Here is a 25,420-nt window from a genome sequence, read left to right on the forward strand (position 1 = left end):
GAGTTACGCGGTAACTCTTCCCATCGGGGCTAGTGAGGCAACCTTAAACCGTTTGTAAGCTTTTGGCTTTCTCGATATTGGCTACAAACTCGTCAAACAAATATTCGGCGTCATGCGGTCCGGGACTGGCTTCCGGATGGTATTGCACTGAGAAACACGATTTCGATTTCATGCGCATCCCGGCAACGGTATTGTCGTTGATGTGATAGTGCGTAATTTCTAAATCAGGATGCTTTTCTAATTCCTCACGGTTTACGGCGAAGCCATGGTTTTGCGAAGTGATTTCCCCTTTACCCGTTAGGATATTCATTACCGGGTGGTTGATACCGCGGTGACCGTTGAACATTTTGTAGGTTGACACCCCGTTAGCTAAACCGATAATTTGGTGACCCAGACAAATTCCGAATACCGGTTTGTCGGACGCAATCATTTGTTTAGCCGTTTCAATTACTTCAGTTAACGGTTCCGGATCACCGGGTCCGTTGGACAAGAAATAACCATCTGGATTAAAAGCTTTTAAATCTTCAAACGGCGTGTTGTACGGAAACACTTTAATATAACAATCGCGTTTGGCTAAGTTGCGCAAGATGTTTCTTTTAATACCTAAGTCGAGAGCGGCAATTTTATAGGTGGCATTTTCTGCTCCGAAAAAATAAGGTTCGGTTACAGAAACGGTCGAGGCCAATTCTAAACCTTTCATATCAGGTACTTTGGCCAAAAGGGTTTTTAATTCTTCTACCGGAGTACCATCAGTACAGATCACGGCGTTTTGAGCACCGTTGTCACGGATGTAGCTTACCAACGCTCGAGTATCAACATCAGAAATACAAATAAGATTTTCCTTTTCGAAATAGTCGTATAAGTTGCTTTCCGAATCGGGACGCGAATGGGTAAAACTGAAATTTTTACAAACCAATCCTGAAATCATGATTTTATCGGCTTCGACTTCGTTGGCGTTGACACCGTAGTTTCCGATGTGAGGATTGGTGGCGACCATGATTTGCCCGAAATACGACGGATCAGTAAAGATCTCCTGATAACCCGTCATTCCGGTGTTGAAACAAACTTCTCCGAAGGTTTTCCCGGAGATACCGATGGATTTACCGTAAAAAATAGTACCGTCGGCTAGTAGTAGTAAGGCTTGTGGTCTTGTAGTGTACTTCATTTGTTGTGTTGTTGTATGTTGTAGGTTGTATGTTGTTGGTTTATGTTTTGCTCATTGAATGACAAAATTAATTTATTGAACACTCATATTAAAATGGAATTATTAAAGTTTATAAACATTCCTTTAGATTCCTTTTAGCCCCGATTGAAGCAGCTACCGCGTAGCGCGAAAAGCGGGAAAATGGTATGCCGGTAAATCCCGAGCCATTCGCTTCTAAACCTCCGCAATAGTAAGAGCAGCGCAAAAAAAAAGGATAAACAAAACTGTTTATCCTTTATATTTAAGAGTGGGCAACCATTAGGCTTGCTCTTCTTTAGATTCTTCGTCAGCCGGAGCTTCAGGAGTTTCGTCTGCCGGAGTTTCTTCTACTTCTGCTACTGCAGGAGTTTCCTCAACAACCGGAGTTTCTACTACTTCTGCAGCAGGAGTTTCCTCCACTACATCTTCTACAACCGGTGCAGGAGCTTCTGCTTTAGGTGCAGCAGCTACAGGAGCTTTCTCAGTTGAAGTCGATTTTTTAGCACGACGTGTTCTACCTTTTTTCTCCTCTTTTTTACCTCCGTTGTATAGTTCGTTGAAGTCTACCAACTCGATCATAGCCATATCCGCGTTATCTCCTAAACGGTTACCTAACTTGATGATACGAGTGTATCCTCCCGGACGGTCACCAACTTTAGCAGCTACTTCTCTGAACAATTCAGTTACTGCATATTTGTTTCTGATGTAAGCGAAAACGATACGTCTGTTGTGCGTAGTATCTTCTTTTGATTTGGTTACTAGTGGCTCAACAAATTGTTTTAGCGCTTTGGCTTTAGCAACAGTGGTAATGATGCGTTTGTGCTCGATAAGAGAACAAGCCATATTAGCCAACATAGACTTTCTGTGTCCGGTTTGTCTGCTTAAGTGATTTACTTTTTTTCCGTGTCTCATGACGTACTTTTTTTAACCTTCATCTTGCTACGATCCGCTTTGGAGAGCAAAATATGAAGTAATTTATTCTTTATCTAGTTTATATTTGCTTAAGTCCATTCCGAAAGTCAAATTTTTGTTGGCTACCAACTCATCTAACTCAGTTAATGATTTTTTACCAAAATTACGGAACTTCATTAAGTCGTTTTTATTGAAAGATACAAGATCTCCTAAGGTGTCAACTTCGGCTGCTTTCAAACAGTTCAATGCTCTTACCGACAAGTCCATATCAACCAATTTGGTTTTCAATAGCTGTCTCATGTGTAATGATTCTTCGTCGTAAGATTCTGTTTGAGCAATTTCATCAGCTTCCAATGTGATTCTCTCATCGGAGAACAACATAAAGTGGTGAATTAAAACTTTAGCAGCTTCTGTAAGGGCATCTTTCGGATTGATTGATCCATCAGTTTTGATTTCAAAAACCAATTTTTCGTAATCTGTTTTTTGCTCCACACGGAAGTTTTCGATCGCGTATTTCACATTTTTTACCGGAGTAAAGATAGAATCAATGAAAATAGTACCAATAGCTGCGTTTTGTTTTTTGTTCTCCTCAGCAGGAACATAACCACGACCTTTCTCGATAGTAAGTTCCATGTTAAGATTTACTTTGCTGTCAAGATTACAAATTACCAATTCCGGGTTTAACACTTGGAATCCAGAGATGAACTTTTGGAAGTCACCTGCTGTAATTTGGTCTTTTCCGGAGATGGAGATAGAAACCGTTTCGTTATCAACCTCTTCAATTTGACGTTTGAAACGTACTTGTTTAAGGTTAAGGATAATTTCGGTTACATCTTCTACCACTCCTGAAATAGTAGAGAACTCATGCTCAACGCCTTCGATACGAACCGAAGTGATGGCATATCCCTCTAAAGCAGAAAGTAAAACTCTTCTAAGGGCATTACCTACGGTCAATCCGTATCCCGGTTCTAAAGGTCTGAATTCAAATTTACCTTCAAAATCGGTAGAATCGATCATGATAACTTTATCGGGCTTCTGAAAATTAAATATTGCCATAATTTAGACGAATGTCAATTATTATTTGTTGTACAACTCTACGATTAATTGTTCTTTGATGTTTTCTGGAATTTGAAGTCTTTGAGGAACAGAAACAAAAGTTCCTTCTTTAGTATCGTTATTCCATGTAATCCACTCGTACACGTGAGAAGAGTTGGCTAATGAACGCTCGATAGCTTCAACAGATTTAGATTTTTCACGAACAGCTACTTTATCACCGGCTTTTAAGTGGTAAGACGGGATGTTTACCAATTCACCGTTAACTGTGATGTGACGGTGAGAAACGATTTGTCTTGCAGCTCTCCTTGAAGGTGCGATTCCCATTCTGTATACTACGTTGTCTAAACGAGCTTCACATAATTGCAAAAGAATTTCACCGGTTACTCCTTTAGAGGCAGCTGCTTTTTCAAATAAGTTTCTGAATTGTTTTTCCAAAATACCGTAAGTGTATTTTGCTTTTTGTTTCTCCATCAACTGAACAGCATATTCCGATTTTTTACCTCGTTTTTTTGCTAAACCATGTTGTCCCGGAGGGTAATTTCTTTTTTCGAAAGCTTTGTCTTCTCCGAAAATTGCTTCGCCAAACTTACGGGCGATTCTTGTACTTGGACCAGTATATCTTGCCATTTTAAATTGTTTTAAGACAGAGGTTATGAATTCAGGTCGAATCCTTCGATAACCTTCGTTCTGCCTTGATTATACTATAATTATACTCTACGTCTTTTAGGAGGACGACATCCGTTGTGCGGCATTGGAGTAACGTCGATGATTTCGGTTACCTCAATTCCTGAGTTATGAATAGATCTGATAGCAGACTCACGTCCGTTACCCGGTCCTTTTACATATACTTTTACTTTTTTAAGACCAGCTTCTAAAGCAACTTTTCCACAATCTTCGGCAGCCATTTGAGCGGCATACGGAGTGTTCTTTTTAGAACCTCTGAAGCCCATTTTACCGGCTGAAGACCAAGAAATAACTTCACCTTTTTTGTTAGTTAACGAAATGATGATGTTATTAAAGGTTGCATTAATATGAGCCTCACCCGTTGATTCAACGATAACTTTACGTTTTTTTGCAGTCGTTTTAGCCATACTATTTATTATTTAGTTGCTTTTTTCTTGTTAGCAACAGTTTTTCTTTTACCTTTTCTTGTTCTAGAGTTGTTCTTAGTTCTTTGTCCTCTTAAAGGAAGACCAGATCTGTGACGGATTCCTCTATAACATCCGATATCCATCAAACGTTTTATGTGCAATGACACTTCTGAACGAAGCTCACCTTCAATTTTGTAGTATGAAACGGCATCACGGATTGCTCCGATTTCGTCGTCATTCCACTCTTGAACTTTTTTATCTTGGCTAACTTGAGCTTTTTCTAAAATCTCAATAGCTCTACTTTTACCGATTCCGAAGATATAGGTTAAAGCGATAACTCCTCTTTTGTTTTTTGGGATGTCTACCCCTGCTATTCTTGCCATAACTTATCCTTGTCTTTGTTTAAATCTAGGATTCTTTTTATTAATCACGTACAATCTGCCTTTGCGACGCACGATAATGCACTCGGCACTTCTTTTTTTAACTGATGCTCTTACTTTCATATTAGTTAGCTTTAGTATCTATAAGTAATTCTTGCTTTGGATAAATCGTAAGGGCTCATTTCGAGTTTCACTTTGTCACCTGGTAACAATTTGATGTAATGCATACGCATTTTCCCGGAGATATGAGCAATTACAACGTGTCCGTTTTCTAATTCTACACGAAACATTGCATTGGATAATGCCTCAATGATGGTTCCGTCTTGTTCTATTGCTGATTGTTTTGCCATAAAAATTAAGCTACTGCTTTTCTATTTTTACCACTTTTCATCAATCCGTCATAGTGTTTATTCAATAAATAAGAATTTATTTGTTGAATAGTATCGATAGCAACACCAACCATAATGATTAATGAAGTACCACCATAGAACATTGCCCAAGATTGTTGTACATCAAGACTAACAACAATAGCTGGGAACACAGCGATTAATGCTAAAAATAATGAACCAGGGAATGTTATAAGAGACATGATTCTATCTAAGAAATCAGCTGTTTCCACACCAGGTTTAACCCCAGGAATAAAACCACCGCTTCTTTTTAAATCATCTGCCATTTTATTGGTTGGAACTGTAATTGCCGTGTAGAAGAAGGTGAAAATCAAAATCAACAAAGCAAAAACAAAGTTGTACCAAAAACCAAACATATTACTGAATGTCCCGGCGATAGACTGAGAGGTTTCAGAATTTGAAAGCCCTGCTAAAGCAGCCGGAATAAACATAATAGCTTGCGCAAAAATGATTGGCATAACTCCTGCAGAATTCAATTTTAACGGAATCCATTGTCTGTTTCCACCCATCATATCTTGTTCGAAATCTCCTGTAGTTGTACGACGAGCATACTGTACCGGAATTTTTCTAACAGCCATTACTAATAAAACACAAGCAATGATTACTAACAACCATACTACTATTTCGAAAACCAACACCATTGGCCCACCATTATTATTGGTAACCTTAGAAGTGAATTCTTGAATTAGCGCTTGTGGTAATCTGGCCAAGATACCTACCATGATCAACAAGGAGATACCGTTACCAATACCTTTATCAGTAATTTTTTCACCTAACCACATGGCAAAAATAGTACCTGTAGTTAAAATTAATACTGAAGAGAAAAGAAATTGGAATGAATCAATTGGTAAAAGGAACGCTTGCCCAGGAAGGGTTGAATGCAGGTTGTATAAATAACCCGGTCCTTGTACTAATGTAATGGCTATAGTTAACCATCTGGTGATTTGATTCAATTTCTTTCTACCGCTTTCGCCGTCTTTTTGCAATTTTTGCAGGTACGGGATAGCGATACCCATTAATTGAACAACAATTGAAGCTGAAATGTAAGGCATGATTCCCAAAGCAAAAACTGATGCTTTAGAGAACGCTCCACCGGTAAACATATCCAATATTGATCCAATACCGTTTTCTGTTTGACCTGCTAACTTGTCCAATTGAGTTGCATCAATTCCGGGCAAAGTTACATGCGCACCAAATCGATAAACCAATAACAGACCGAGTGTAAACACGATTCTGTTTCTTAGTTCTTCTATTTTCCAAACATTATTTAATGATTCAAAAAATTTCTTCATTGTGATATCAATTATAAGGTTACAGCTTCACCACCGGCAGCTTCGATAGCCGCTTTTGCAGTAGCAGTAAACTTGTGAGCAGTTACTTTTAATTTTGATTTTAATTCTCCTCTGCCTAAAATCTTAACTACTTCTGATTTAGTAGCCAAACGGTTTTCAACCAATACTGCAAAATCTACAGTATCTGTAACAATTCCGTTATCTACTAAAGCTTGAAGTGTATCAAGATTTACTCCTTGATATTCTACTCTGTTAATGTTCTTGAAACCAAACTTAGGCACACGTCTTTGAAGTGGCATTTGACCTCCTTCAAAACCAATCTTTTTAGAGTAACCAGAACGAGATTTAGCTCCTTTGTGACCACGTGCAGCAGTACCACCTTTTCCGGAACCTTCTCCTCTACCTACTCTTTTATTTTGGTTGTGCGTTGAACCTTCAGCCGGTTGTAAGTTACTTAAATTCATAACTATGATGATTTATTATTTAACTTCCTCAACGGAAACTAAGTGTTTAACTTTATTTATCATTCCAAGGATAGCCGGATTTGAATCATGCTCCACAACTTGTCCCATTCTACGAAGACCTAAAGCTTCCAATCCTCTCTTTTGGGTAAGAGGACAGTTGATTTTGCTTCTAACTTGTTTTACTAATAATTTAGCCATAATTTCCTTGAATTAACCTTTAAAAACTTTCTCTAAAGAAATACCTCTTTGTTTTGCAACAGTTACGGCACTTCTCATTTGCAATAAAGCATCAAAAGTTGCTTTAACTACGTTATGAGGGTTTGATGAACCTTGAGATTTTGACAATACGTCGTGAACCCCAACTGACTCCAATACCGCACGAACAGCACCACCAGCAATAACTCCGGTACCGTGAGACGCAGGCATTAAGTATACAGCAGCTCCACCAAATTTTCCTTTTTGTTCGTGAGGTACAGATTGACCACTCAACGGAATTCTAACTAAGTTTTTCTTTGCATCTTCTACTGCTTTTGCAATAGCCTCAGAAACGTCTTTAGATTTTCCTAATCCGTGACCAACTACACCATTCTCATCACCAACAACCACAATAGCAGAAAACCCGAAAGCTCTACCTCCTTTGGTTACTTTGGTAACACGATTTACACTTACCAAACGATCTTTTAATTCAAGACCGCTAGGTTTTACTAATTCTACATTTTTGTATTTAGACATAATATATTAGAATTTAAGTCCAGCGGCTCTTGCGCCTTCAGCTAATGATTTAATACGACCGTGGTACAAATAACCTCCTCTGTCGAAAGTTACTTCCGTGATTCCGGCTTTTAACGCTTTTTCGGCAGCTAGTTTTCCAACAGCAGCAGCGATTTCAACGTTAGTACCTTTTAGATCAACTCCTTTATCTTTTGATGAAGCAGCCAATAAAGTAACTCCATTCACATCATCAATGAGTTGTGCATAGATTTCTTTATTACTTCTGAAAACAGATAATCTTGGTTTAGCAGCAGTACCGCTAACAATCTTTCTGATTCTGAATTTAATTCTTTGTCTTCTTTCAGTTTTTGTTAATGACATAATGCTAATTTTTACGCTGATTTACCTGCTTTTCTTCTTAATACTTCACCAACAAACTTAACACCTTTTCCTTTGTAAGGCTCAGGCTTACGGAAGCCTCTGATTTTCGCAGAAACCAAACCTAAAAGCTGTTTGTCATGTGACGTTAACTTAACGATAGGGTTTTTACCTTTCTCAGAAATCGTTTCTAATTTCACTTCAGAAGCTACTTCTAAAACGATATTGTGTGAAAAACCTAAGGCTAAGTCTAATTTTTGACCTTGGTTAGAAGCTCTGTAACCTACTCCTACCAATTCTAATTCTTTTGTAAAACCTTCAGATACACCTACAATCATATTGTTGATTAAAGATCTGTATAATCCGTGTTTTGCTCTATATTCTTTGTTGTCAGAAGATCTTTCAACGATTACTTGACCTTCTTCAACTTTTACTGTTACACCTGAGTACTCTTGTGAAAGTTGACCTAATTTTCCTTTTACAGTAACTGTAGTAGCGTTTACATCAACAGTTACACCTGCAGGAATCGAAATTGGATTTTTACCTATTCTTGACATTGTTTAACTGTTTTTTAGTATACGTAACAAATTACTTCTCCACCAACATTTAATTGCTTAGCTTGTTTCCCGGTCATCAAACCTTTAGAAGTGGAAACAATAGCAATTCCTAATCCGTTAAGGATTCTAGGTAGTTTTGCAGCACCTGCATATTTACGTAAACCTGGTTTACTAATTCTTTGGATATCTTTAATTACCGGCTCTTTAGTATCTTTATCATACTTCAAAGCGATTTTGATGGTACCTTGTACAGTACTGTCATCAAACTTGTAGCTCAAGATATATCCTTGATCGAATAAAATCTTCGTGATTTCTTTTTTCAAGTTAGAAGCCGGGATTTCTACCACTTTGTGGTTAGCCATCACTGCATTTCTAACTCTCGTAAGATAATCTGCAATTGGATCTGTATACATATTTATTAAAATTCGGCAACGGTTTTCAAAAGGAACTATTCCCCTGAACCTGAAGCCATTAAACTCAATTTTTAAAGCAGATAATTGCACGTTACCGGCAAAAATCCGGCAAATGTACAATTATCTGCTGAAATTCCAACTATTACCAGCTGGCTTTTTTTACTCCCGGGATTAATCCTTGGTTTGCCATTTCACGGAAAGTAACACGTGAAATACCAAATTGTCTCATATATCCTCTTGGTCTACCTGTTAATTTGCAACGATTGTGCATACGAACCGGTGAAGCATTTTTTGGTAATTTTTGTAAGCCTTCGTAATCTCCGGCTTCTAATAAAGCCTTTCTTTTTTCAGCGTACTTTGCTACCGTATTAGCTCTTTTAACCTCACGGGCTTTCATTGATTCTTTAGCCATGTCTTAATTCTTTTTAAAAGGTAAACCTAATTCAGCCAATAATGACTTTGCTTCTTTATCTGTTTTTGCAGAAGTTACGAAAGTAATATCCAATCCGGAGATTTTGTTTACTTTGTCGATATCAATTTCAGGGAAAATGATTTGCTCAGTTACCCCTAAGTTGTAGTTACCTCTTCCGTCAAAACCTGTAGCTTTGATACCGTTAAAATCTCTTACACGTGGTAAAGAAGATGTAATCAATCTGTCTAAGAACTCATACATTCTTTCTCCTCTAAGGGTTACTTTAGCTCCGATTGGCATGCCTTTTCTCAATTTGAAAGACGCAACGTCTTTTTTGGAAATAGTAGCTACTGCTTTTTGACCGGTAACTTTAGTTAACTCATCCACTGCATAATCAACTAATTTCTTATCTGATACTGCAGCTCCAACGCCACGGCTTAAAACGATTTTTTCCAATTTAGGAACTTGCATAACGTTTTTATAACCGAATTCTTCTTTAAGGGCAGCAATTACTCTGTCCTTATATTCTTGTTTAAGTCTAGGTGTATAAGCCATAACTATAATACTTGATTAGATTTTTTTGAAAATCTCACTTTCTTATCTCCTTCTACCTTGATTCCCACTTTAGTTGCGCTTTTTGATTTTGGATCAATTAAGGCAATGTTGGAAATATGGATAGGAGCTTCTTTCTTAACAATTCCTCCTTGAGGGTTTTTAGCACTTGGCTTAGTGTGTTTAGACACCATATTTACACCTTCAACGATGGCTTTGTTTTTTTCACGGTCAACGCGTAAAACTTTACCTTCCGAACCTTTGTGGTCACCGGCGATAACTTTTACTACATCTCCTGATTTTATTTTTAGCTTTATCATCTTACTAACGAATTAAAGCACTTCTGGTGCTAATGATACAATTTTCATGAATTGTTTTTCACGAAGTTCTCTTGCAACCGGACCAAAAACACGAGTTCCTCTCATTTCTCCTGCAGCATTCAAAAGAACACATGCATTATCGTCGAAACGGATATAAGAACCATCGGCTCTTCTCACTTCTTTTTTGGTACGTACAACAACTGCAGTAGAAACAGCACCTTTTTTTACGTTTCCGTTTGGTGTTGCATCTTTAATTGACACTACAATTTTATCTCCAACAGAGGCATAACGACGTTTCGTTCCTCCTAAAACACGGATAGTCAAAACTTCTTTTGCTCCTGTGTTATCTGCTACTTTTAATCTTGATTCCTGTTGTACCATAATTACTTCGCTCTTTCAATGATTTCAACTAATCTCCAACATTTGGTTTTAGATAAAGGTCTTGTTTCCATGATCTTTACAGTATCACCGATGTTACAGTCGTTTTTTTCGTCGTGTGCATGAAACTTTTTAGTTTTCAATACGAACTTACCATATAATGGGTGTTTTACTTTAGTTACTTGAGCTACAACAATGGATTTATCCATTTTGTTAGAGGTAACCACACCTATTCTTTCTTTTCTTAAATTTCTTTTTTCCATCTTTTCAGCTAGCATACAATTATTGTAACTCTCTTTTAGTTAGCTCAGTTGCTACTCTAGCAACAGCTCTTCGGGCACTTCTGACTTGAAGTGGATTGGCGATTGGAGAAATAGCATGTGTAGATTTTAAATCCATATAAGCTTTTCTCAACTCAGTAAGTTTCACTTGCAACTCAGCTGCAGACAGATTGATAATTTCTGATTGTTTCATAATATTTTTTTGATTATGCTTCGAAATCTCTAGCAACTACAAACTTAGTTTTAACTGGAAGTTTTTGAGCGGCTAAACGCAAAGCTTCTTTAGCAACTGATAGTGGCACGCCACCTACTTCAAACATGATTTTTCCTGGCTTAACTACAGCTGCCCAATATTCAACAGCTCCTTTTCCTTTACCCATACGAACCTCTAGAGGTTTTTTGGTAATTGGTTTATCCGGGAAAATTTTGATCCATAACTGTCCTTCTCTCTTCATGAAACGAGTTGCAGCGATACGCGCAGCTTCGATTTGACGTGAAGTTAAGAACATTCCGGTTTCATGTACTGATTTAATTCCAAACATTCCATTAGAAAGCTCGTGTCCTCTTTGAGAAACACCTTTCATTCTACCCTTCTGTACCTTACGGTATTTTGTTCTTTTAGGTTGTAACATCTTTCTTTAGTTTAAAATTACTTTCTTTTACGAGCTCCTGGTTTACCGTTTGATTTTCCACCACGTGGAGCATCATTTTTTCCACCACCTTGACCGGCTTGTTTTTTATCCATGCCCACCAATGGAGAAAGGTCTCTTTTTCCGTAAACCTCACCTTTCATGATCCATACTTTGATACCCATTCTACCATAAGTAGTGTGAGCTTCACCTAAAGCATAATCAATATCGGCTCTGAAAGTTGATAGAGGAATTCTTCCTTCTTTGAATTGCTCAGAACGTGCCATTTCAGCTCCGTTCAAACGACCTGAAATCAAAACTTTGATTCCTTCAGCATTCATACGCATTGCTGCAGCGATAGCCATTTTAATAGCTCTTCTGTATGAAATACGGCTCTCGATTTGACGAGCGATACTTGTTGCAACTAAATAAGCATCTAACTCAGGTCTTTTGATTTCAAAGATGTTGATTTGAACCTCTTTGTCAGTAACTTTCTTAAGTTCTTCTTTTAACTTGTCTACCTCTTGACCGCCTTTACCGATAATGATACCTGGACGAGCCGTAGTGATAGTAACGGTTACAAGTTTCAAAGTTCTCTCGATGATTACTTTTGACACACTAGCTTTTGATAAACGAGCGTGGATGTACTTTCTGATTTTATAATCTTCGGCGATTTTATCACCGTAATCATTTCCACCATACCAGTTTGAATCCCATCCTCTGATGATACCAAGGCGATTTCCAATTGGATTTGTCTTTTGTCCCATACTGTTTATTAATTACTTTGTGTGTTATCTAATTGTCCTAACACGATAGTTACGTGGTTAGAACGTTTTCTAATTCTGTGTGCTCTTCCTTGTGGAGCCGGACGAAGTCTTTTCAACATCATGCCGCCGTCTACACGGATTTCTTTAACAAATAAGCCTGCTTCCGCTACATTACCTTCAGCATTTTTCTGTTCCCAGTTGTTGATTGCTGATAATAATAGTTTTTCTAATTTGCGTGAAGCTTCTTTCGAGCTAAATCTTAAAATATTTAAAGCTCTTTCCACTTTCTGACCTCTTACCAAGTCTGCTACTAAGCGCATTTTTCTAGGTGAAGTAGGGCAGTTATTTAATTTAGCAAAGGCAATAGACTTGTTAGCCTCTTTTCTTGCGTCTGCAGTTTCTCTTTTACGAACTCCCATTGCTTCTTATTTTTTACCTTTATTTTTTGCTCCAGCATGACCTCTAAAAGATCTTGTTGGTGAAAACTCTCCTAATTTATGTCCTACCATGTTCTCAGTTACATAAACCGGAACAAATTGACGACCATTGTGAACTGCGATAGTTTGTCCTACGAAGTCCGGTGTAATCATTGAAGCTCTAGACCAAGTCTTAACCACTCCTTTATTACCTCCGGCAATATTTTCCTGAACTTTTTTATCTAATTTATAGTGAACAAATGGTCCTTTTTTTAATGAACGTGCCATGTCTATCTAATTATTTCTTTCTGCGTTCTACAATATACTTGTTGCTCGGGTTAACTTTAGAACGAGTTCTGTAACCTTTAGCCGGTAAACCTTTTCTAGAACGTGGGTGACCTCCAGATGAACGTCCTTCACCACCTCCCATTGGGTGATCTACTGGGTTCATTGCTACCGGTCTTGTTCTTGGTCTTCTACCTAACCATCTGCTTCTACCTGCTTTACCAGATACGATTAATTGGTGATCAGAGTTAGAAACAGCTCCAATAGTTGCTGAACAAGTTAACAAGATCAATCTTGTTTCACCTGAAGGCATTTTGATAGTAGCATATTTTCCGTCTCTTGCCATTAACTGAGCAAATGTACCTGCAGAACGAGCGATAACCGCTCCTTGTCCAGGGCGCAATTCAATACAAGAAATAACAGTTCCTAGAGGAATTTTGCTTAATGGCAAAGTATTTCCAATTTCAGGAGCTGCACCTTCACCAGACACAACTGTTTGTCCTACTTGTAATCCGTTTTGAGCAACAATATAGGTTTTCTCCCCATCTGCATACCACAATAACGCGATAAAAGCTGTTCTGTTTGGATCGTACTCGATTGATTTCACTGTAGCAGGGATTCCCACTTTAGTTCTTTTAAAATCAATGATACGATACCTTTGTTTGTGACCACCGCCTGTATAACGCATGGTCATTTTTCCTTGACTATTTCTACCTCCTGAGTTTTTTATCGGTGCTAACAAAGAGCGCTCCGGCTTATCAGTTGTAATGGCGTCAAAACCATTCACAACTCTAAAACGCTGACCCGGGGTAATAGGTTTTAATTTTCTAACTGACATTTTCTATTAGATATTATTATAAAAATCTATTGTTTCTCCTTCTTTTACTTGAACAATTGCTTTTTTGTAAGCATTTGTTTTACCGCTGATTAATCCGCTTTTTGTATATTTTACGGTTCTGTCAGCTCTGTAGTTCATCGTGTTCACATCAACAACAGTAATTCCATAAGCAGCCTCTACAGCTTTCTTAATTTGAACTTTGTTGGCTTTTTTGTCAACAACAAAACCAAAACGATTAAAAACCTCACCTTCTTTGGTGATTTTTTCTGTTATGATAGGTTTAATTATGATACTCATGGCCTGTTATTTACTTAAATTTTCAACAATTCCTTCTAAAGAACCTTCAGATAACACTAAATTATTAGCGTTTAAAATAGCATAAGTGCTTAATTCTGAGTTAGTTACTACGCTAGAAGCCTTTAAATTGCGTGACGACAAATATACATTTTTATTTAAATCACCCAACACGAACAATGATTTTTTGTTCTCTAACCCTAAAGCTTTCAAAACGTTAATGAAATTTTTAGTGTTTGGTGTTTCAAAATTGAAGTCTTCCACAACTACTAAATTTGACTCTTTTACTTTTAAAGATAAAGCCGATTTACGAGCTAATCTTTTTAAAGTTTTGTTCAATTTGAAAGAGTAGCTTCTTGGTCTTGGACCGAAAACCGTTCCTCCACCTTTGAACAAAGGACTCTTTTTAGATCCTGCACGAGCAGTACCTGTACCTTTTTGTTTTTTAATCTTACGTGTACTTCCGGCAACTTCAGCTCTTTCTTTAGCTTTGTGGTTACCTTGTCTTTGATTGGCTAAGTATTGCTTAACATCAAGATATACTGCGTGATTATTTGGCTCAATGCCGAATACTGAATCAGAAAGTTCAACTTTTCTTCCAGTATCTTTTCCGTTGATATCTAAAACTTTTACTTCCATTACTTCTGAATGATTACATAAGAGTTTTTGTGTCCAGGAATAGCACCTTTCACCACAAGTAGATTCTTTTCAGCCACTACTTTTAAAACTCTAAGATTTTGTACTTTTACATTATCTCCTCCCATTCTTCCGGCCATACGCATTCCTTTGAATACACGTGATGGATAAGAAGATGCTCCGACAGATCCCGGCGCTCTTAAACGGTTGTGTTGACCATGTGTAGATTGTCCAACCCCACCAAAACCGTGACGTTTTACAACCCCTTGGAAACCTTTCCCTTTTGATACACCTTGTACATCAACAAATTCTCCTTCGCTGAATACTTCCACAGTGATGTTATCACCTAATTTGTAGTTTTCTTCAAATCCTTGGAATTCAACGACTTTTTTCTTAGCAGAAGTACCCGCTTTTTTAAAGTGACCTAAATCAGCTTTAGTAGCGTGTTTTTCTGATTTGTCATCGAAACCAAGTTGAAGAGCCTCATACCCGTCAACCTCTTTGGTTCTGACTTGGGTAACGACACAAGGACCAGCTTCGATTACTGTACAAGGAATGTTTTTCCCGTTTTCATCAAAGATGCTTGTCATGCCGATTTTTTTTCCAATTAACCCAGACATATTAAACTTATTTTAAATTACTAATTTTTGAATAGGGCATACTACCCCAATCGAGCGTGCAAAAGTATAATAATTATTTTAGAATGCAAACTATTGATTATCCTTTTTTTAAGATTTTTTTAAACTAGTCACAAAACCGCAAAAAACACCTTAAAACCGGATAAAACAAACTAAAAAAACACTACACCGAAGCTCTCTAAATAAAAAATCCGTCTCGTTCACTAAACGAGACGGATTTAATTTTACATCATACTAGAATCAGACTTTGATTTCCACTTCTACACCGCTAGGCAATTCAAGCTTCATTAAAGCATCAATTGTTTTTGATGAAGAACTGTAGATATCTAATAATCTTTTGTATGAACTTACTTCGAACTGCTCTCTCGCTTTTTTGTTAACGTGCGGAGAACGCAATACAGTAAATATTTTTTTGTGCGTAGGTAACGGAATTGGACCTGTTACAACAGCACCTGTGCTTTTCACAGTTTTTACGATTTTCTCAGCTGATTTATCAACCAACATGTGATCGTAAGACTTTAATTTTATTCTAATTTTTTGACTCATCTTGATAAAAATTAAGCGTTACCTTTTGCTTTTTTAATTACTTCTTCAGAAATGTTAGAAGGAGTTTGTTCGTAGTGAGAGAACTCCATAGTAGATGTTGCTCTACCTGAAGATAATGTTCTTAAGGTTGTTACATAACCGAACATCTCTGACAACGGAACGTGTGCCTTGATTGTTTTAGCACCTGCTCTGTCACCCATGTCATTCACTTGACCTCTTCTTCTGTTCAAATCTCCTACGATATCTCCCATGTTTTCTTCAGGAGTAATCACTTCAATTTTCATGATTGGCTCAAGAATTACAGCTCCGGCAGCCTTAGCCACTTCTTTGTAACCCATTTTAGCAGCCAACTCGAAAGAAAGTGCATCAGAATCTACCGGGTGGTAAGAACCGTCTAATAAAGTAACTTTCAAACTATCTACAGTGTATCCGGCTAACGGACCTGTTTTCATAGCTTCTCTGAAACCTTTCTCAACAGCAGGAATATATTCTTTAGGAACGTTTCCACCTTTTACTTCGTTAACAAATTGTAATCCAACAAATGGTTTACCATCTATAACGTCAGCAGGCTCTAAACGGAATACAATATCTCCGAATTTACCACGTCCACCAGATTGTTTTTTGTAAACTTCTCTGTGTTGTGCCGATTTAGTGAATGCTTCTTTGTACTCTACCTGAGGCTCACCTTGGTTAACTTCTACTTTAAACTCACGTTTCATACGATCAACAAGGATGTCTAAGTGCAACTCACCCATACCTGAAATAATCGTTTGACCTGAAGCTTCGTCAGTTCTAACGGTAAATGTAGGATCTTCTTCAGCTAATTTAGCCAAAGCCATACCCATTTTATCAACGTCAGCTTTAGTTTTTGGCTCGATAGCGATACCAATTACCGGATCAGGGAATTTCATAGATTCAAGAATGATTGGGTGTTTTTCATCACACATAGTATCACCAGTCTTGATATCTTTAAATCCAACAGCAGCTCCAATATCACCTGCCTCGATATATTCGATTGGGTTTTGTTTGTTAGCGTGCATTTGGTAGATACGAGAAATTCTTTCTTTGTTTCCAGAACGCGTGTTCAAAATGTAAGAACCTGCATCTAAACGACCTGAATAAGCACGGAAGAAAGCCAAACGACCAACGTAAGGGTCAGTTGCAATCTTAAATGCCAAAGCAGCAAACGGCTCTTTTACATCAGGACGACGTAAGATTTTGGTTTGATCTTCTTCCAATAAATCAGCATCATCAGGGTGAATTCCTTCGATACCTTCTTTATCTAACGGAGAAGGCAAATATTTACATACAGCATCCAACATAAATTGAACACCTTTGTTTTTGAAAGATGAACCAGCAATCATCGGGATGATAGCCATATCAATTGTAGCAGCTCTTAATGCATTGTTGATTTCTTCCTCAGTGATTGAGTTTTCATCTTCCATGTATTTGTCAAGTAGATTTTCATCATACTCAGCAACTGCTTCAATCAAGGTTGAACGGTAAGCTTTTACTTCATCCACCATATCAGCAGGAATATCTACAATATCAAAAGTTGCCCCTTGCGTTGCGTCATGCCATATGATAGCTTGGTTTTTTACTAAGTCAACTACTCCTTTAAAGTCATTTTCTTCACCGATTGGCAAAGTAATCGCAACAGCATTAGACTTCAACATATCTCTAACTTGTTGACAAACATTTAAGAAGTTAGAACCTTGACGGTCCATTTTATTAACGAATCCCATACGTGGAACTCTATATTGATCCGCTAATCTCCAGTTGGTTTCTGATTGAGGCTCAACACCATCAACAGCAGAAAACAAGAAAACTAATCCATCCAATACACGCAATGAACGGTTTACTTCTACAGTAAAGTCAACGTGTCCCGGGGTATCAATAATATTAAAGTGGTACGGTTTTGTATCCGGAGTTGCTTTACCTTGGATAGTTGGGAAGTTCCACTCACAAGTGGTTGCAGCAGAAGTAATAGTAATCCCTCTTTCCTGCTCTTGCGCCATCCAGTCCATTGTTGCAGCACCATCGTGCACCTCACCAATTTTGTGTGATTTTCCGGTATAGAATAATATACGCTCAGTAGTTGTTGTTTTACCAGCATCAATGTGAGCCGCAATTCCGATATTTCTTGTAAATTTTAAATCTCTAGCCATTTCTTAAATATTAAAATCTAAAGTGAGAGAATGCTTTGTTTGCTTCTGCCATTTTGTGAGTATCCATTCTCTTTTTAACAGCAGCACCTTCTTCTTTAGCCGCAGCTAAGATTTCAGAGGCTAATTTTCCGGCCATTGATTTTTCATTTCTTTTTCTAGCATAAAGTATCATCCACTTCATAGCCATAGAAATTTTTCTGTCCGGTCTGATTTGCATCGGAATTTGGAAGGTAGCTCCACCTACTCTACGACTACGCACTTCTACGTGAGGCATAACGTTTGTTAAAGCATCTTTCCAAACTTCTAATGATGTTTTTTCATCATTGTTCTTTTTAGCTTCTACGATATCAATTGCATCATAGAATACTTTGAAAGCTGTTGATTTCTTACCGTCCCACATTAAGTTGTTTACAAAACGTGTTACCAATTGGTCATTAAACCTTGGATCTGGTAAAAGTGGTCTTTTCTTTGCCGCTCTTTTTCTCATGTCTTTTCTTTAAAAGTTTTTAAAATTACTTTTTAGCTTCTTTTGGGCGTTTAGCACCGTACTTAGATCTTCTTTGTGTTCTTCCTGCTACACCTGAGGTATCAAGCGCACCACGCACAATGTGGTATCTAACTCCTGGTAAATCTTTTACCCTTCCGCCTCTCACTAATACTATCGAGTGCTCTTGTAAATTGTGTCCTTCTCCAGGGATGTAAGCATTCACTTCATTTCCGTTAGTCAAACGTACACGCGCTACTTTACGCATCGCAGAGTTTGGCTTTTTAGGAGTAGTAGTGTAAACACGCGTACAAACACCTCTTCTTTGAGGACAAGAATCTAAAGCAACCGATTTACTCTTCTTAGTGATTTGAGTTCTTCCTGTTCTTACTAATTGTTGAATTGTTGGCATAATTAAATACTAAAATTTCTTTATTTATTAAAATCCCCCTTTTTTAGGGGTTGCAAATGTAGTAATTATTTTTATCGAAACAAATCTTAATTAATTAATTTTCAAATAGATTCTTTTTAGATTTGATTAACCGTAATAAAAAGAGATTTTTTTCGTTATTTTGAAGCAAAGCTCTATGCGATTGAAAAAGATATTCTTTCTTATTTTCTTATCCCTCTTTGGCGGAAAAACCGCTGCTCAAAACTTGTACTTGAAAATTTCCGGCAGCAATGACAGCGAAACCAAAATCATCGACAGTATTGGCTATGAAAAAAAACACAAATCTCTAAAATCCATTACCGAAGAAAATATTTTACTTACAGAAAAGCTAAATAAGAAAGGCTATCTGGATTGTAAAATCGTCGAAACCCATAAAGTTAACGACTCTGTTTTTACACACAAATACCAACTCGAAAACAGAATTAAATATGCGCGCATATATATAGGTATAAATTTTCAGGAATTTATCCCCGAAAACTTCTCCTTCAAGAACGATTCTGTAACCTTGCCTTTTGAGGAAATAGAATTTTTATTAAACACTGTAACAAGACAATTAGAGAATAAGGGTTTCGCAATGGCCAAAGCCAAACTTTCCTCCATTGAAAAACAACCTCATTTCATTACCGCTTCTCTATCGGTAAATAAAGAAATCAAAAGAAGCATCAACAACATAGTCATAAACGGTTATCCTAAATTTCCCGAAGGCCACAAAAAAAATATCTTGCGTCTGCACAAGAACAAAACCTTCAACCAAAAAAGCCTAGAAAAAATTTATACTGATTTTGAAAAATACCGCTTTGTCAAACAGCAAAAATATCCCGAAATTTTGTTTACCAAGGATTCCACTAAAATCTATGTTTACTTAGAAAAAGCAAAACCAAACTCATTTGACGGATATCTTGGATTCACCAATGACGAAAAAGACAAATTGGTTGTCAGCGGCTACTTGGATTTAATCCTTAATAACATTCTAAATTCGGGTGAAAAAATTGCGCTTTATTGGAAAAGCGATGGGCAAGACCAAAAAACGTTCAACCTCAGTTTGGAACTTCCATATCTATTCAAAAGCCCTTTCGGAATGAAAGCCGACTTGAATATTTTCAAACAAGACAGCACCTTTCAAAATACCAGAACCAATTTAGAAATCGGCTACTACTTTAACTACAACACCCGAATATACTTAGGTTATCAGTCAACAGAGTCAAGCGACATTCAAAACATAAATTCAACTACTATTAACGACTTTGAAAGCACTTTTCTAACCTCGTCTTTGGAATTCACCAATTTTAATAATACTGATTTTTTATTCCCGGAAAAAACCAACATCAATCTTAAAGTAGGAAACGGAAAGAGAAACGCCAATTCCGGTAACGACAACCAATTTTTTATAAGCTTACTAGCCAAACACAATTTTTATCTGAACCCAAAAAATATCATACAAGTTAAAACCCAGAATTTCTATTTAAAAAGCAACCGCTACATCACCAATGAGCTTTACAGATTCGGAGGCATAAATTCCGTACGCGGGTTCAACGAAAACAGCCTTCAAGCCAACACAATTACCACTTTACTTACCGAATACCGTTATATCGCAACTTCAAATTTGTATGTCCACACCATACTCGACTATGGTTACTTTAACGACACCACTACAAATACCAAAGAAAATCTTCTGGGACTTGGTTTTGGATTCGGATTATTAACTAAAAACGGTCTTTTCAATATCATCTACGCAAACGGCAGTACTAAAAATCAAGATGCCAAACTATCAAATTCAATAGTTCACATCAGCTTTAAAGCTAATTTTTAAATAATTAAAGAATTAAGAATAAAAGTTAACATTTCATTAGGATTTTTAAGAATTATTTAAGACTTTTGGTTTACTAATTATAACCAAATTAAATAATGAAAACAAAGTTAAATGGATTCTTGACGCTTTTTATAGCGTTATTGGTGCAAATTTCTTTTGCACAAGAGAGGATTGTTACTGGTGTTGTTACTGATAACAGCGGTATGCCTATTCCGGGAGTTAATGTTCTTGTTAAAGGGACTAAGTTGGGAACTCAAACCGATTTTGACGGTAAGTTCAGCATTAGTGCTTCTCCAACACAGACATTAGTTTTTAATTATGTCGGCATGAAATCACAAGAAATTGTGGCTTATTCGGCAACAATCAACGTTAAAATGATGGATGCGGCCGTTGAGCTTGAAGGCGTTGTAGTAACGGCTTTAGGCGTTAAAAAGTCTGAGAAGGCCGTAACCTATGCCGCTCAATCTGTAAAAGGAGGCGCTTTAACTGAGGCGAGAGAATCAAATTTAGTAAATGCCTTATCCGGTAGAGTTGCGGGGGTTCAAGTAACCAATTCATCAGGAGCAGTAGGATCTTCCTCAAGAATTGTTTTGAGAGGTGCTTCTACTATTACAGGTAACAATGAGGCTTTATTTGTTATAGATGGTGTTCCTTTTGATAATACCAGCTACGGTAACTCAGGTTCAGGCGGAGGTAGAGACTTACCTAATGGTGCTGCCAGTATCAATCCTGATGACATTGAATCAGTTACTGTGTTAAAAGGACCAACTGCTGCTGCACTTTACGGTATTCGTGCCAGTAAAGGGGTTGTTTTAATCAATACAAAATCTGGAAAGAAAAAAGACAAGTTCGAAGTTTCTTTCAACACAAATACCACTTTCTCTAACCCATTGGTTTTACCAAACTTCCAAAACTCTTACGGTCAAGGAGCAACTTCAGATTATTTTGAATTTGTTGATGGTGCCGGAGGCGGATACAACGATGGTGTTGACGAAAGCTGGGGACCTGCTTTGGACAGAGGTCTTTCTTTTGTTCAATGGGACTCATACAAAAACGGCGGATTACCTACTCCATGGGTTTCTCATCCTGACAACGTTAAAGATTTCTATGAAACAGGTGTTGCACAAACCAATAACGTATCTATCGTTAGTGGTGGTGAAAATTCAAACTTCAGATTATCCATTGGAAACAGTGATGAAAAAGGGATGATTCCTTTTACTGAATTCAAAAAATTCAATGTAGGTTTTAATGGAAACATGAACCTAGGCAAAAAATTATCTGCCGGTATCAGCATGACTTACTTCAACAACAAAAGTGATAATTTACCAGTTGTTGGTTATTCAAGTCAAAACGTAGTTCAACAGTTTATTTGGTCTGCTCGTAACGTTAATTTCTCTGACTTAAAAGACTGGAGAAACTTACCTTTGGCTGGTGCTAACACACCTGCTGCAGGAACTCCATTAAACTGGAACACCAATTTCCAAAACAACCCTTATTGGCATTTGGAAACCAACATCAATACTTTTGATCAAGACAGAATTACCGGTAATACATTCTTAAACTTCAAGTTTACAGACAACTTATCAATCAACGGTAAATTGATGTTAGACCAATATTCACAAAGAGAAACTTTGAGAAACGAAAAAGGTTCTAACGAGAATATTGACGGTTACTATGCTGAAATCGCCAGAAGATATTCTGAGATCAACGCTGAAGCCATCTTAACTTACCAAAGAAATTTAACCACTGATTTGGCTTTGACCATCAATGCCGGTATGAACTCTATGAAAAGAGTAAGTACAAGACAATTAGGAGAATTAAGCGGCGGTTTAGAGTTACCGGGCCTATTTACATTATCTAACGTAAAATCCGGAACTACTCCAACTATCGACAGTGATTATACAGAGCAAAGAATCAACAGTGTTCTTGGATTCGGACAATTATCATACAAAGGCTATGCTTTCCTTGATTTCTCAGGACGTAATGACTGGGCGAGTGTATTGCCTTCTCAAAACAACTCCTTCTTCTACCCTGCAGTAACAGGATCATTAGTTCTTTCTGAGTTAGCTGACTTTTCTAAAGCTAAAATCAGTTATGCTAAAATTAGAGGAGGTTGGTCAAAAGTTGGAGGTATCGGACCTTTAGACCCATACAGCTTAAACAGAACTTTTGCTTTAAGCAATAACAACTTTGGTACTATTTCTTCTGTGCCTAACACGCAATGGAACCCTAACTTAAAACCAGAAAGTACTACTGGAGTTGAGTTCGGATTAGACTTAAACGCGTTCAACAACAGAGTTCGTTTTAGTGCTACCTATTATGATCAGACCAGTAAAGACTTAATCTTACCATTACAAATTGATGGAGCTTCAGGATTTACCTCTTCTTGGGAAAATGCCGGAGAAATGAATAACAAAGGTATTGAGTTACAATTAGGTGCTACGGTATTGAAAAAAGGAGATTTCTCTTTTGATGTAGACTTGAACTTTGCTAAAAACAAAAACGAAGTGGTTAGCTTAGGTTTGACTGATGCCTATGTATTAGGCGGTCAATGGGATATGGAATTACAAGCCCGTGTAGGCGAAGCTTATGGATCAATCGTTGGATATCCTTTCTTAAGAAATGATGCCGGTCAAATAATTTATGAGAACGGTTTACCTCAAGTTAACAACACCGAAAAAGTTGTATTAGGAAATATTACTCCTGATTGGACAGGAGGTGCTAACTTTACTTTCAAATACAAAAACTTCGATTTAAGCACCTTAATTGATGCTAAAATGGGTGGTGACATCTTCTCTATGACTTATATGTGGGGTAGATATGCCGGAACATTGGAAGAGTCTTTAATCGGAAGAGAGACTGGGGTAATCGGAAACGGTGTAGTTTCTGATGGAAACGGCGGATACACTCCAAATAACGTAGTGGTAGATGCTAAAACATTCAATCAAACAGCCTACGATTACTCAAACTTTACAGAAAGTGGAGTATTTGATGCCAGTTATGTAAAACTTAGACAAATTGTTTTAGGATATTCATTGCCTAAAAAATGGTTGACCGGTACTTTCATTCAAGATTTCAGAGTGTCAGTAGTAGGTAGAAACTTAGCTATCCTTTACAAAAAAGTTCCTCATATTGATCCTGAAACAGGATTCAGTAGCGCTAATGGTGAGCAAGGTCAAGAATTTGGTCAATTACCTTCAGCAAGAACTTATGGGTTTAACATTAACATTAAATTCTAAAAAAAGTTATGAAAAAAATATTTGCCTTATTTGTCGCAGCACTCACTCTTTGGAGCTGTGATAAAAATTTTGAAGAGATCAACACCTCTCCAAATAATTCCCAAACAACAGACCCTAATTTATTGCTATCATCTGCAATGATTACTACTCAAAACACTTTGTACAATGCACAAATTGGTGGAGATATGGGGCTTTGTTGGGCACAACAATGGTCAAAAGTTCAATACAATTCTGAAGAAAGATACACGCCAAGAAGAGCCGTTATGAATTCAGTTTGGACGAACCTTTACGCCAGTTCTATTGCAGAATGTAAAGCTGCCTATGAATTAGCCGGAACTACCGGAAACACTAACTTACAAGCTATCAGTTTAGTATTGGAAGCCAACAATTTCCAAATATTAACCGATATCTTCGGCCCTGTTCCATTCAATGAAGCTGTAGTACCGGGTATCACTAAACCGGTTCACGACACAGAAGAAGTAGTTTATGACGGAATTCTTGATTTATTAGATCAAGCAGAAGCTTTATTTGCTAACGGAAGTGGTGAATTTACTGCAACAGCTGACTTCATTTACCAAGGTGATGTAGCCAAATGGCGAAAATTCGGAGCTTCTCTAAAATTAAAAGCTCTAATGAGAATTTCCGGAAAAAGAAATGTTTCTGCAGAAGTAACTGCGTTAGTAAACTCAGGTTTATTAATGTCTTCTAACGATGATTCAGCACAATTGGCTTACACTGCTTCACAACCTGATGCTAATCCAATCTACGAAACTATCGTTTACGGTAACAGAGCAGAATACAAAGTAAGTTCAGTACTTGTTGATGAATTAAACCAATTATCCGATCCTAGACTAGGTGTTTTTGCACAAGTTAACGATGTGGGAGCTTATGTAGGTAATGTACCTGGTGTTGAAAACCCGGGCAACTACAATGGTTTCTCTTCACCAGGTGAAGACTATTTATCGCCTACCTTACCAGGTGTACTATTGTCTTATGCTCAAGTAGAATTATACTTAGCAGAAGCAGCTTTAACAGGCATCATCCCTGGTGGTGTTCCAACAGCTGATACGCACTACAGAAATGGTATTACTGCCAACATGAACTTTAACGGAGTTTCTTCCGGAGCAATAGCAACTTACTTGAGTCAGCCTTCCCTTGACTTTACTACTGTAACAGCCGGTAAAGAAAAAATTGGTTTACAAATGTGGCTTGCTCTTTACGGACAAGGAATTGAGTCGTGGACAGAATGGAGAAGAACCGGACAACCAGCCTTATCTCCAGTTGTTGACGCACAAATCAGTGCTATTCCAAAAAGATTCTATTATTCAACCGATTCACAAAACTTTAACCAAGCAAACTACCAAGCTGCTGTTGCCTTATTAGATAATGGCGACACTATGCTTTCTAAAGTTTGGTGGATGAACTAATACAA

Annotated in this window: 35 protein-coding genes and 1 pseudogene; 3 read left to right on the forward strand and 33 right to left on the reverse strand. The window is 37.4% G+C overall.

All coding sequences use genetic code 11. The features are described 5' to 3' along the window. Positions 1-43 precede the first annotated feature (43 nt). The 33 genes and pseudogenes from carA to rpsL form a co-directional block, all read right to left on the reverse strand. On the reverse strand, positions 44-1,165 hold the full coding sequence (carA, locus tag SK086_RS12385) for a glutamine-hydrolyzing carbamoyl-phosphate synthase small subunit (protein ID WP_324691990.1): 1,122 nt from the start codon (positions 1,163-1,165) through the stop codon (positions 44-46). Between the two features lie 444 nt (positions 1,166-1,609). After that, positions 1,610-2,095: pseudogene (rplQ, locus tag SK086_RS12390) on the reverse strand (50S ribosomal protein L17); the annotation flags it as partial. A gap of 63 nt (positions 2,096-2,158) precedes the next feature. Beyond that, positions 2,159-3,151, reverse strand: coding sequence for a DNA-directed RNA polymerase subunit alpha (locus SK086_RS12395; protein WP_295338700.1), 993 nt, complete (start codon positions 3,149-3,151; stop codon positions 2,159-2,161). A 21-nt stretch (positions 3,152-3,172) separates the two neighbouring features. Then, on the reverse strand, positions 3,173-3,778 hold the full coding sequence (gene rpsD, locus SK086_RS12400; protein ID WP_290877551.1) for a 30S ribosomal protein S4: 606 nt from the start codon (positions 3,776-3,778) through the stop codon (positions 3,173-3,175). An 80-nt stretch (positions 3,779-3,858) separates the two neighbouring features. Beyond that, positions 3,859-4,242 carry a 30S ribosomal protein S11 gene (gene rpsK, locus SK086_RS12405; RefSeq protein ID WP_133533891.1) on the reverse strand — a complete coding sequence of 128 codons (384 nt, stop codon included), beginning with the start codon at positions 4,240-4,242 and terminating at the stop codon, positions 3,859-3,861. 8 nt (positions 4,243-4,250) lie between these two features. After that, entirely contained in the window at positions 4,251-4,625 is a 375-nt protein-coding gene (rpsM, locus tag SK086_RS12410; protein WP_290877559.1) for a 30S ribosomal protein S13, read from the reverse strand. A gap of 3 nt (positions 4,626-4,628) precedes the next feature. Continuing rightward, the gene (gene ykgO, locus SK086_RS12415; RefSeq protein ID WP_002987490.1) at positions 4,629-4,745 is read right to left on the reverse strand and encodes a type B 50S ribosomal protein L36; all 117 of its coding nucleotides are present in this window, start codon (positions 4,743-4,745) and stop codon (positions 4,629-4,631) included. An 11-nt stretch (positions 4,746-4,756) separates the two neighbouring features. Continuing rightward, positions 4,757-4,972 (reverse strand): translation initiation factor IF-1, encoded by a 216-nt coding sequence (gene infA, locus SK086_RS12420; protein ID WP_026725626.1) that lies wholly within the window; start codon positions 4,970-4,972, stop codon positions 4,757-4,759. Positions 4,973-4,977: 5 nt separating this feature from the next. Beyond that, a complete protein-coding gene (gene secY, locus SK086_RS12425) occupies positions 4,978-6,321 on the reverse strand; it encodes a preprotein translocase subunit SecY (protein ID WP_290877578.1) in 1,344 nt (447 codons plus the stop codon). A gap of 11 nt (positions 6,322-6,332) precedes the next feature. Next, on the reverse strand, positions 6,333-6,785 hold the full coding sequence (gene rplO, locus SK086_RS12430) for a 50S ribosomal protein L15 (RefSeq protein WP_324692005.1): 453 nt from the start codon (positions 6,783-6,785) through the stop codon (positions 6,333-6,335). Between the two features lie 15 nt (positions 6,786-6,800). Next, complete coding sequence (gene rpmD, locus SK086_RS12435) at positions 6,801-6,983, reverse strand: 50S ribosomal protein L30 (RefSeq protein ID WP_131476282.1); 183 nt, start codon at positions 6,981-6,983, stop codon at positions 6,801-6,803. A gap of 12 nt (positions 6,984-6,995) precedes the next feature. Next, positions 6,996-7,520: a 30S ribosomal protein S5 gene (gene rpsE / locus SK086_RS12440; RefSeq protein WP_171222711.1), complete on the reverse strand. Its 525-nt coding sequence runs from the start codon at positions 7,518-7,520 to the stop codon at positions 6,996-6,998. A 3-nt stretch (positions 7,521-7,523) separates the two neighbouring features. Beyond that, positions 7,524-7,877: a 50S ribosomal protein L18 gene (gene rplR / locus SK086_RS12445; RefSeq protein WP_290877988.1), complete on the reverse strand. Its 354-nt coding sequence runs from the start codon at positions 7,875-7,877 to the stop codon at positions 7,524-7,526. 11 nt (positions 7,878-7,888) lie between these two features. Next, positions 7,889-8,431: a 50S ribosomal protein L6 gene (gene rplF / locus SK086_RS12450; protein ID WP_290877986.1), complete on the reverse strand. Its 543-nt coding sequence runs from the start codon at positions 8,429-8,431 to the stop codon at positions 7,889-7,891. A gap of 14 nt (positions 8,432-8,445) precedes the next feature. Continuing rightward, complete coding sequence (gene rpsH / locus SK086_RS12455; RefSeq protein ID WP_131476286.1) at positions 8,446-8,844, reverse strand: 30S ribosomal protein S8; 399 nt, start codon at positions 8,842-8,844, stop codon at positions 8,446-8,448. A 142-nt stretch (positions 8,845-8,986) separates the two neighbouring features. Then, positions 8,987-9,256, reverse strand: a complete 270-nt coding sequence (rpsN, locus tag SK086_RS12460; protein ID WP_131476287.1) for a 30S ribosomal protein S14 — start codon at positions 9,254-9,256, stop codon at positions 8,987-8,989. A gap of 3 nt (positions 9,257-9,259) precedes the next feature. After that, entirely contained in the window at positions 9,260-9,811 is a 552-nt protein-coding gene (gene rplE / locus SK086_RS12465) for a 50S ribosomal protein L5 (RefSeq protein ID WP_324692007.1), read from the reverse strand. Positions 9,812-9,813: 2 nt separating this feature from the next. Then, on the reverse strand, positions 9,814-10,128 hold the full coding sequence (gene rplX, locus SK086_RS12470; RefSeq protein ID WP_171222654.1) for a 50S ribosomal protein L24: 315 nt from the start codon (positions 10,126-10,128) through the stop codon (positions 9,814-9,816). 12 nt (positions 10,129-10,140) lie between these two features. Beyond that, positions 10,141-10,509 carry a 50S ribosomal protein L14 gene (rplN, locus tag SK086_RS12475; protein ID WP_007803649.1) on the reverse strand — a complete coding sequence of 123 codons (369 nt, stop codon included), beginning with the start codon at positions 10,507-10,509 and terminating at the stop codon, positions 10,141-10,143. 2 nt (positions 10,510-10,511) lie between these two features. Continuing rightward, a complete protein-coding gene (gene rpsQ, locus SK086_RS12480) occupies positions 10,512-10,769 on the reverse strand; it encodes a 30S ribosomal protein S17 (RefSeq protein WP_324692119.1) in 258 nt (85 codons plus the stop codon). 19 nt (positions 10,770-10,788) lie between these two features. Beyond that, positions 10,789-10,980: a 50S ribosomal protein L29 gene (gene rpmC, locus SK086_RS12485; RefSeq protein WP_324692016.1), complete on the reverse strand. Its 192-nt coding sequence runs from the start codon at positions 10,978-10,980 to the stop codon at positions 10,789-10,791. 13 nt (positions 10,981-10,993) lie between these two features. Continuing rightward, positions 10,994-11,419 carry a 50S ribosomal protein L16 gene (gene rplP / locus SK086_RS12490; RefSeq protein ID WP_131476292.1) on the reverse strand — a complete coding sequence of 142 codons (426 nt, stop codon included), beginning with the start codon at positions 11,417-11,419 and terminating at the stop codon, positions 10,994-10,996. A gap of 17 nt (positions 11,420-11,436) precedes the next feature. Continuing rightward, positions 11,437-12,183, reverse strand: coding sequence for a 30S ribosomal protein S3 (gene rpsC, locus SK086_RS12495; RefSeq protein WP_295338657.1), 747 nt, complete (start codon positions 12,181-12,183; stop codon positions 11,437-11,439). A gap of 8 nt (positions 12,184-12,191) precedes the next feature. Then, positions 12,192-12,602 (reverse strand): 50S ribosomal protein L22, encoded by a 411-nt coding sequence (gene rplV / locus SK086_RS12500; protein WP_188601661.1) that lies wholly within the window; start codon positions 12,600-12,602, stop codon positions 12,192-12,194. 6 nt (positions 12,603-12,608) lie between these two features. Further along, positions 12,609-12,887, reverse strand: coding sequence for a 30S ribosomal protein S19 (gene rpsS, locus SK086_RS12505; RefSeq protein ID WP_007136562.1), 279 nt, complete (start codon positions 12,885-12,887; stop codon positions 12,609-12,611). A 10-nt stretch (positions 12,888-12,897) separates the two neighbouring features. Beyond that, positions 12,898-13,722, reverse strand: a complete 825-nt coding sequence (gene rplB / locus SK086_RS12510) for a 50S ribosomal protein L2 (protein WP_295338649.1) — start codon at positions 13,720-13,722, stop codon at positions 12,898-12,900. 6 nt (positions 13,723-13,728) lie between these two features. After that, complete coding sequence (gene rplW / locus SK086_RS12515; RefSeq protein ID WP_324692037.1) at positions 13,729-14,019, reverse strand: 50S ribosomal protein L23; 291 nt, start codon at positions 14,017-14,019, stop codon at positions 13,729-13,731. Between the two features lie 6 nt (positions 14,020-14,025). Then, on the reverse strand, positions 14,026-14,655 hold the full coding sequence (gene rplD, locus SK086_RS12520) for a 50S ribosomal protein L4 (protein ID WP_295338643.1): 630 nt from the start codon (positions 14,653-14,655) through the stop codon (positions 14,026-14,028). Further along, positions 14,655-15,272: a 50S ribosomal protein L3 gene (gene rplC / locus SK086_RS12525; RefSeq protein ID WP_295338639.1), complete on the reverse strand. Its 618-nt coding sequence runs from the start codon at positions 15,270-15,272 to the stop codon at positions 14,655-14,657. The genes rplD and rplC overlap by 1 nt, the downstream gene beginning before the upstream one ends. Before the next feature lie 258 nt (positions 15,273-15,530). Then, entirely contained in the window at positions 15,531-15,836 is a 306-nt protein-coding gene (gene rpsJ / locus SK086_RS12530) for a 30S ribosomal protein S10 (protein WP_026710316.1), read from the reverse strand. Positions 15,837-15,847: 11 nt separating this feature from the next. Further along, positions 15,848-18,004 carry an elongation factor G gene (gene fusA / locus SK086_RS12535; RefSeq protein ID WP_290877640.1) on the reverse strand — a complete coding sequence of 719 codons (2,157 nt, stop codon included), beginning with the start codon at positions 18,002-18,004 and terminating at the stop codon, positions 15,848-15,850. A gap of 10 nt (positions 18,005-18,014) precedes the next feature. Then, positions 18,015-18,491: a 30S ribosomal protein S7 gene (rpsG, locus tag SK086_RS12540; RefSeq protein ID WP_290877637.1), complete on the reverse strand. Its 477-nt coding sequence runs from the start codon at positions 18,489-18,491 to the stop codon at positions 18,015-18,017. A gap of 25 nt (positions 18,492-18,516) precedes the next feature. Then, positions 18,517-18,900 carry a 30S ribosomal protein S12 gene (rpsL, locus tag SK086_RS12545; RefSeq protein WP_007136570.1) on the reverse strand — a complete coding sequence of 128 codons (384 nt, stop codon included), beginning with the start codon at positions 18,898-18,900 and terminating at the stop codon, positions 18,517-18,519. A gap of 175 nt (positions 18,901-19,075) precedes the next feature. Between rpsL and SK086_RS12550 the strand changes: the two genes are divergently transcribed. The 3 genes from SK086_RS12550 to SK086_RS12560 all read left to right on the forward strand — a co-directional run bounded on the left by SK086_RS12550 (position 19,076) and on the right by SK086_RS12560 (position 25,415). Beyond that, entirely contained in the window at positions 19,076-20,749 is a 1,674-nt protein-coding gene (locus tag SK086_RS12550) for a BamA/TamA family outer membrane protein (protein WP_407652329.1), read from the forward strand. Between the two features lie 95 nt (positions 20,750-20,844). Then, positions 20,845-23,988: a SusC/RagA family TonB-linked outer membrane protein gene (locus tag SK086_RS12555; protein WP_324692046.1), complete on the forward strand. Its 3,144-nt coding sequence runs from the start codon at positions 20,845-20,847 to the stop codon at positions 23,986-23,988. A gap of 8 nt (positions 23,989-23,996) precedes the next feature. Further along, positions 23,997-25,415, forward strand: a complete 1,419-nt coding sequence (locus SK086_RS12560) for a SusD/RagB family nutrient-binding outer membrane lipoprotein (RefSeq protein ID WP_324692048.1) — start codon at positions 23,997-23,999, stop codon at positions 25,413-25,415. Positions 25,416-25,420 lie beyond the last annotated feature (5 nt).

The organism is Flavobacterium cheonhonense (genome assembly GCF_035671315.1).
Lineage (GTDB): Bacteria > Bacteroidota > Bacteroidia > Flavobacteriales > Flavobacteriaceae > Flavobacterium > Flavobacterium cheonhonense.

What these genes read in the sequence shown, in the direction of transcription:
- carA (WP_324691990.1), bottom strand. Translation starts at nt 1,165, where the DNA reads ATGAAGTACACTACAAGACCACAAGCCTTACTACTACTAGCCGACGGT.
- SK086_RS12395 (WP_295338700.1), bottom strand. Translation starts at nt 3,151, where the DNA reads ATGGCAATATTTAATTTTCAGAAGCCCGATAAAGTTATCATGATCGAT.
- rpsD (WP_290877551.1), bottom strand. Translation starts at nt 3,778, where the DNA reads ATGGCAAGATATACTGGTCCAAGTACAAGAATCGCCCGTAAGTTTGGC.
- rpsK (WP_133533891.1), bottom strand. Translation starts at nt 4,242, where the DNA reads ATGGCTAAAACGACTGCAAAAAAACGTAAAGTTATCGTTGAATCAACG.
- rpsM (WP_290877559.1), bottom strand. Translation starts at nt 4,625, where the DNA reads ATGGCAAGAATAGCAGGGGTAGACATCCCAAAAAACAAAAGAGGAGTT.
- ykgO (WP_002987490.1), bottom strand. Translation starts at nt 4,745, where the DNA reads ATGAAAGTAAGAGCATCAGTTAAAAAAAGAAGTGCCGAGTGCATTATC.
- infA (WP_026725626.1), bottom strand. Translation starts at nt 4,972, where the DNA reads ATGGCAAAACAATCAGCAATAGAACAAGACGGAACCATCATTGAGGCA.
- secY (WP_290877578.1), bottom strand. Translation starts at nt 6,321, where the DNA reads ATGAAGAAATTTTTTGAATCATTAAATAATGTTTGGAAAATAGAAGAA.
- rplO (WP_324692005.1), bottom strand. Translation starts at nt 6,785, where the DNA reads ATGAATTTAAGTAACTTACAACCGGCTGAAGGTTCAACGCACAACCAA.
- rpmD (WP_131476282.1), bottom strand. Translation starts at nt 6,983, where the DNA reads ATGGCTAAATTATTAGTAAAACAAGTTAGAAGCAAAATCAACTGTCCT.
- rplR (WP_290877988.1), bottom strand. Translation starts at nt 7,877, where the DNA reads ATGTCATTAACAAAAACTGAAAGAAGACAAAGAATTAAATTCAGAATC.
- rplF (WP_290877986.1), bottom strand. Translation starts at nt 8,431, where the DNA reads ATGTCAAGAATAGGTAAAAATCCAATTTCGATTCCTGCAGGTGTAACT.
- rpsH (WP_131476286.1), bottom strand. Translation starts at nt 8,844, where the DNA reads ATGTATACAGATCCAATTGCAGATTATCTTACGAGAGTTAGAAATGCA.
- rpsN (WP_131476287.1), bottom strand. Translation starts at nt 9,256, where the DNA reads ATGGCTAAAGAATCAATGAAAGCCCGTGAGGTTAAAAGAGCTAATACG.
- rplE (WP_324692007.1), bottom strand. Translation starts at nt 9,811, where the DNA reads ATGGCTTATACACCTAGACTTAAACAAGAATATAAGGACAGAGTAATT.
- rplX (WP_171222654.1), bottom strand. Translation starts at nt 10,128, where the DNA reads ATGATAAAGCTAAAAATAAAATCAGGAGATGTAGTAAAAGTTATCGCC.
- rplN (WP_007803649.1), bottom strand. Translation starts at nt 10,509, where the DNA reads ATGGTACAACAGGAATCAAGATTAAAAGTAGCAGATAACACAGGAGCA.
- rpsQ (WP_324692119.1), bottom strand. Translation starts at nt 10,769, where the DNA reads ATGGAAAAAAGAAATTTAAGAAAAGAAAGAATAGGTGTGGTTACCTCT.
- rpmC (WP_324692016.1), bottom strand. Translation starts at nt 10,980, where the DNA reads ATGAAACAATCAGAAATTATCAATCTGTCTGCAGCTGAGTTGCAAGTG.
- rplP (WP_131476292.1), bottom strand. Translation starts at nt 11,419, where the DNA reads ATGTTACAACCTAAAAGAACAAAATACCGTAAGGTACAGAAGGGTAGA.
- rpsC (WP_295338657.1), bottom strand. Translation starts at nt 12,183, where the DNA reads ATGGGACAAAAGACAAATCCAATTGGAAATCGCCTTGGTATCATCAGA.
- rplV (WP_188601661.1), bottom strand. Translation starts at nt 12,602, where the DNA reads ATGGGAGTTCGTAAAAGAGAAACTGCAGACGCAAGAAAAGAGGCTAAC.
- rpsS (WP_007136562.1), bottom strand. Translation starts at nt 12,887, where the DNA reads ATGGCACGTTCATTAAAAAAAGGACCATTTGTTCACTATAAATTAGAT.
- rplB (WP_295338649.1), bottom strand. Translation starts at nt 13,722, where the DNA reads ATGTCAGTTAGAAAATTAAAACCTATTACCCCGGGTCAGCGTTTTAGA.
- rplW (WP_324692037.1), bottom strand. Translation starts at nt 14,019, where the DNA reads ATGAGTATCATAATTAAACCTATCATAACAGAAAAAATCACCAAAGAA.
- rplD (WP_295338643.1), bottom strand. Translation starts at nt 14,655, where the DNA reads ATGGAAGTAAAAGTTTTAGATATCAACGGAAAAGATACTGGAAGAAAA.
- rplC (WP_295338639.1), bottom strand. Translation starts at nt 15,272, where the DNA reads ATGTCTGGGTTAATTGGAAAAAAAATCGGCATGACAAGCATCTTTGAT.
- rpsJ (WP_026710316.1), bottom strand. Translation starts at nt 15,836, where the DNA reads ATGAGTCAAAAAATTAGAATAAAATTAAAGTCTTACGATCACATGTTG.
- fusA (WP_290877640.1), bottom strand. Translation starts at nt 18,004, where the DNA reads ATGGCTAGAGATTTAAAATTTACAAGAAATATCGGAATTGCGGCTCAC.
- rpsG (WP_290877637.1), bottom strand. Translation starts at nt 18,491, where the DNA reads ATGAGAAAAAGAGCGGCAAAGAAAAGACCACTTTTACCAGATCCAAGG.
- rpsL (WP_007136570.1), bottom strand. Translation starts at nt 18,900, where the DNA reads ATGCCAACAATTCAACAATTAGTAAGAACAGGAAGAACTCAAATCACT.
- SK086_RS12550 (WP_407652329.1), top strand. Translation starts at nt 19,076, where the DNA reads ATGCGATTGAAAAAGATATTCTTTCTTATTTTCTTATCCCTCTTTGGC.
- SK086_RS12555 (WP_324692046.1), top strand. Translation starts at nt 20,845, where the DNA reads ATGAAAACAAAGTTAAATGGATTCTTGACGCTTTTTATAGCGTTATTG.
- SK086_RS12560 (WP_324692048.1), top strand. Translation starts at nt 23,997, where the DNA reads ATGAAAAAAATATTTGCCTTATTTGTCGCAGCACTCACTCTTTGGAGC.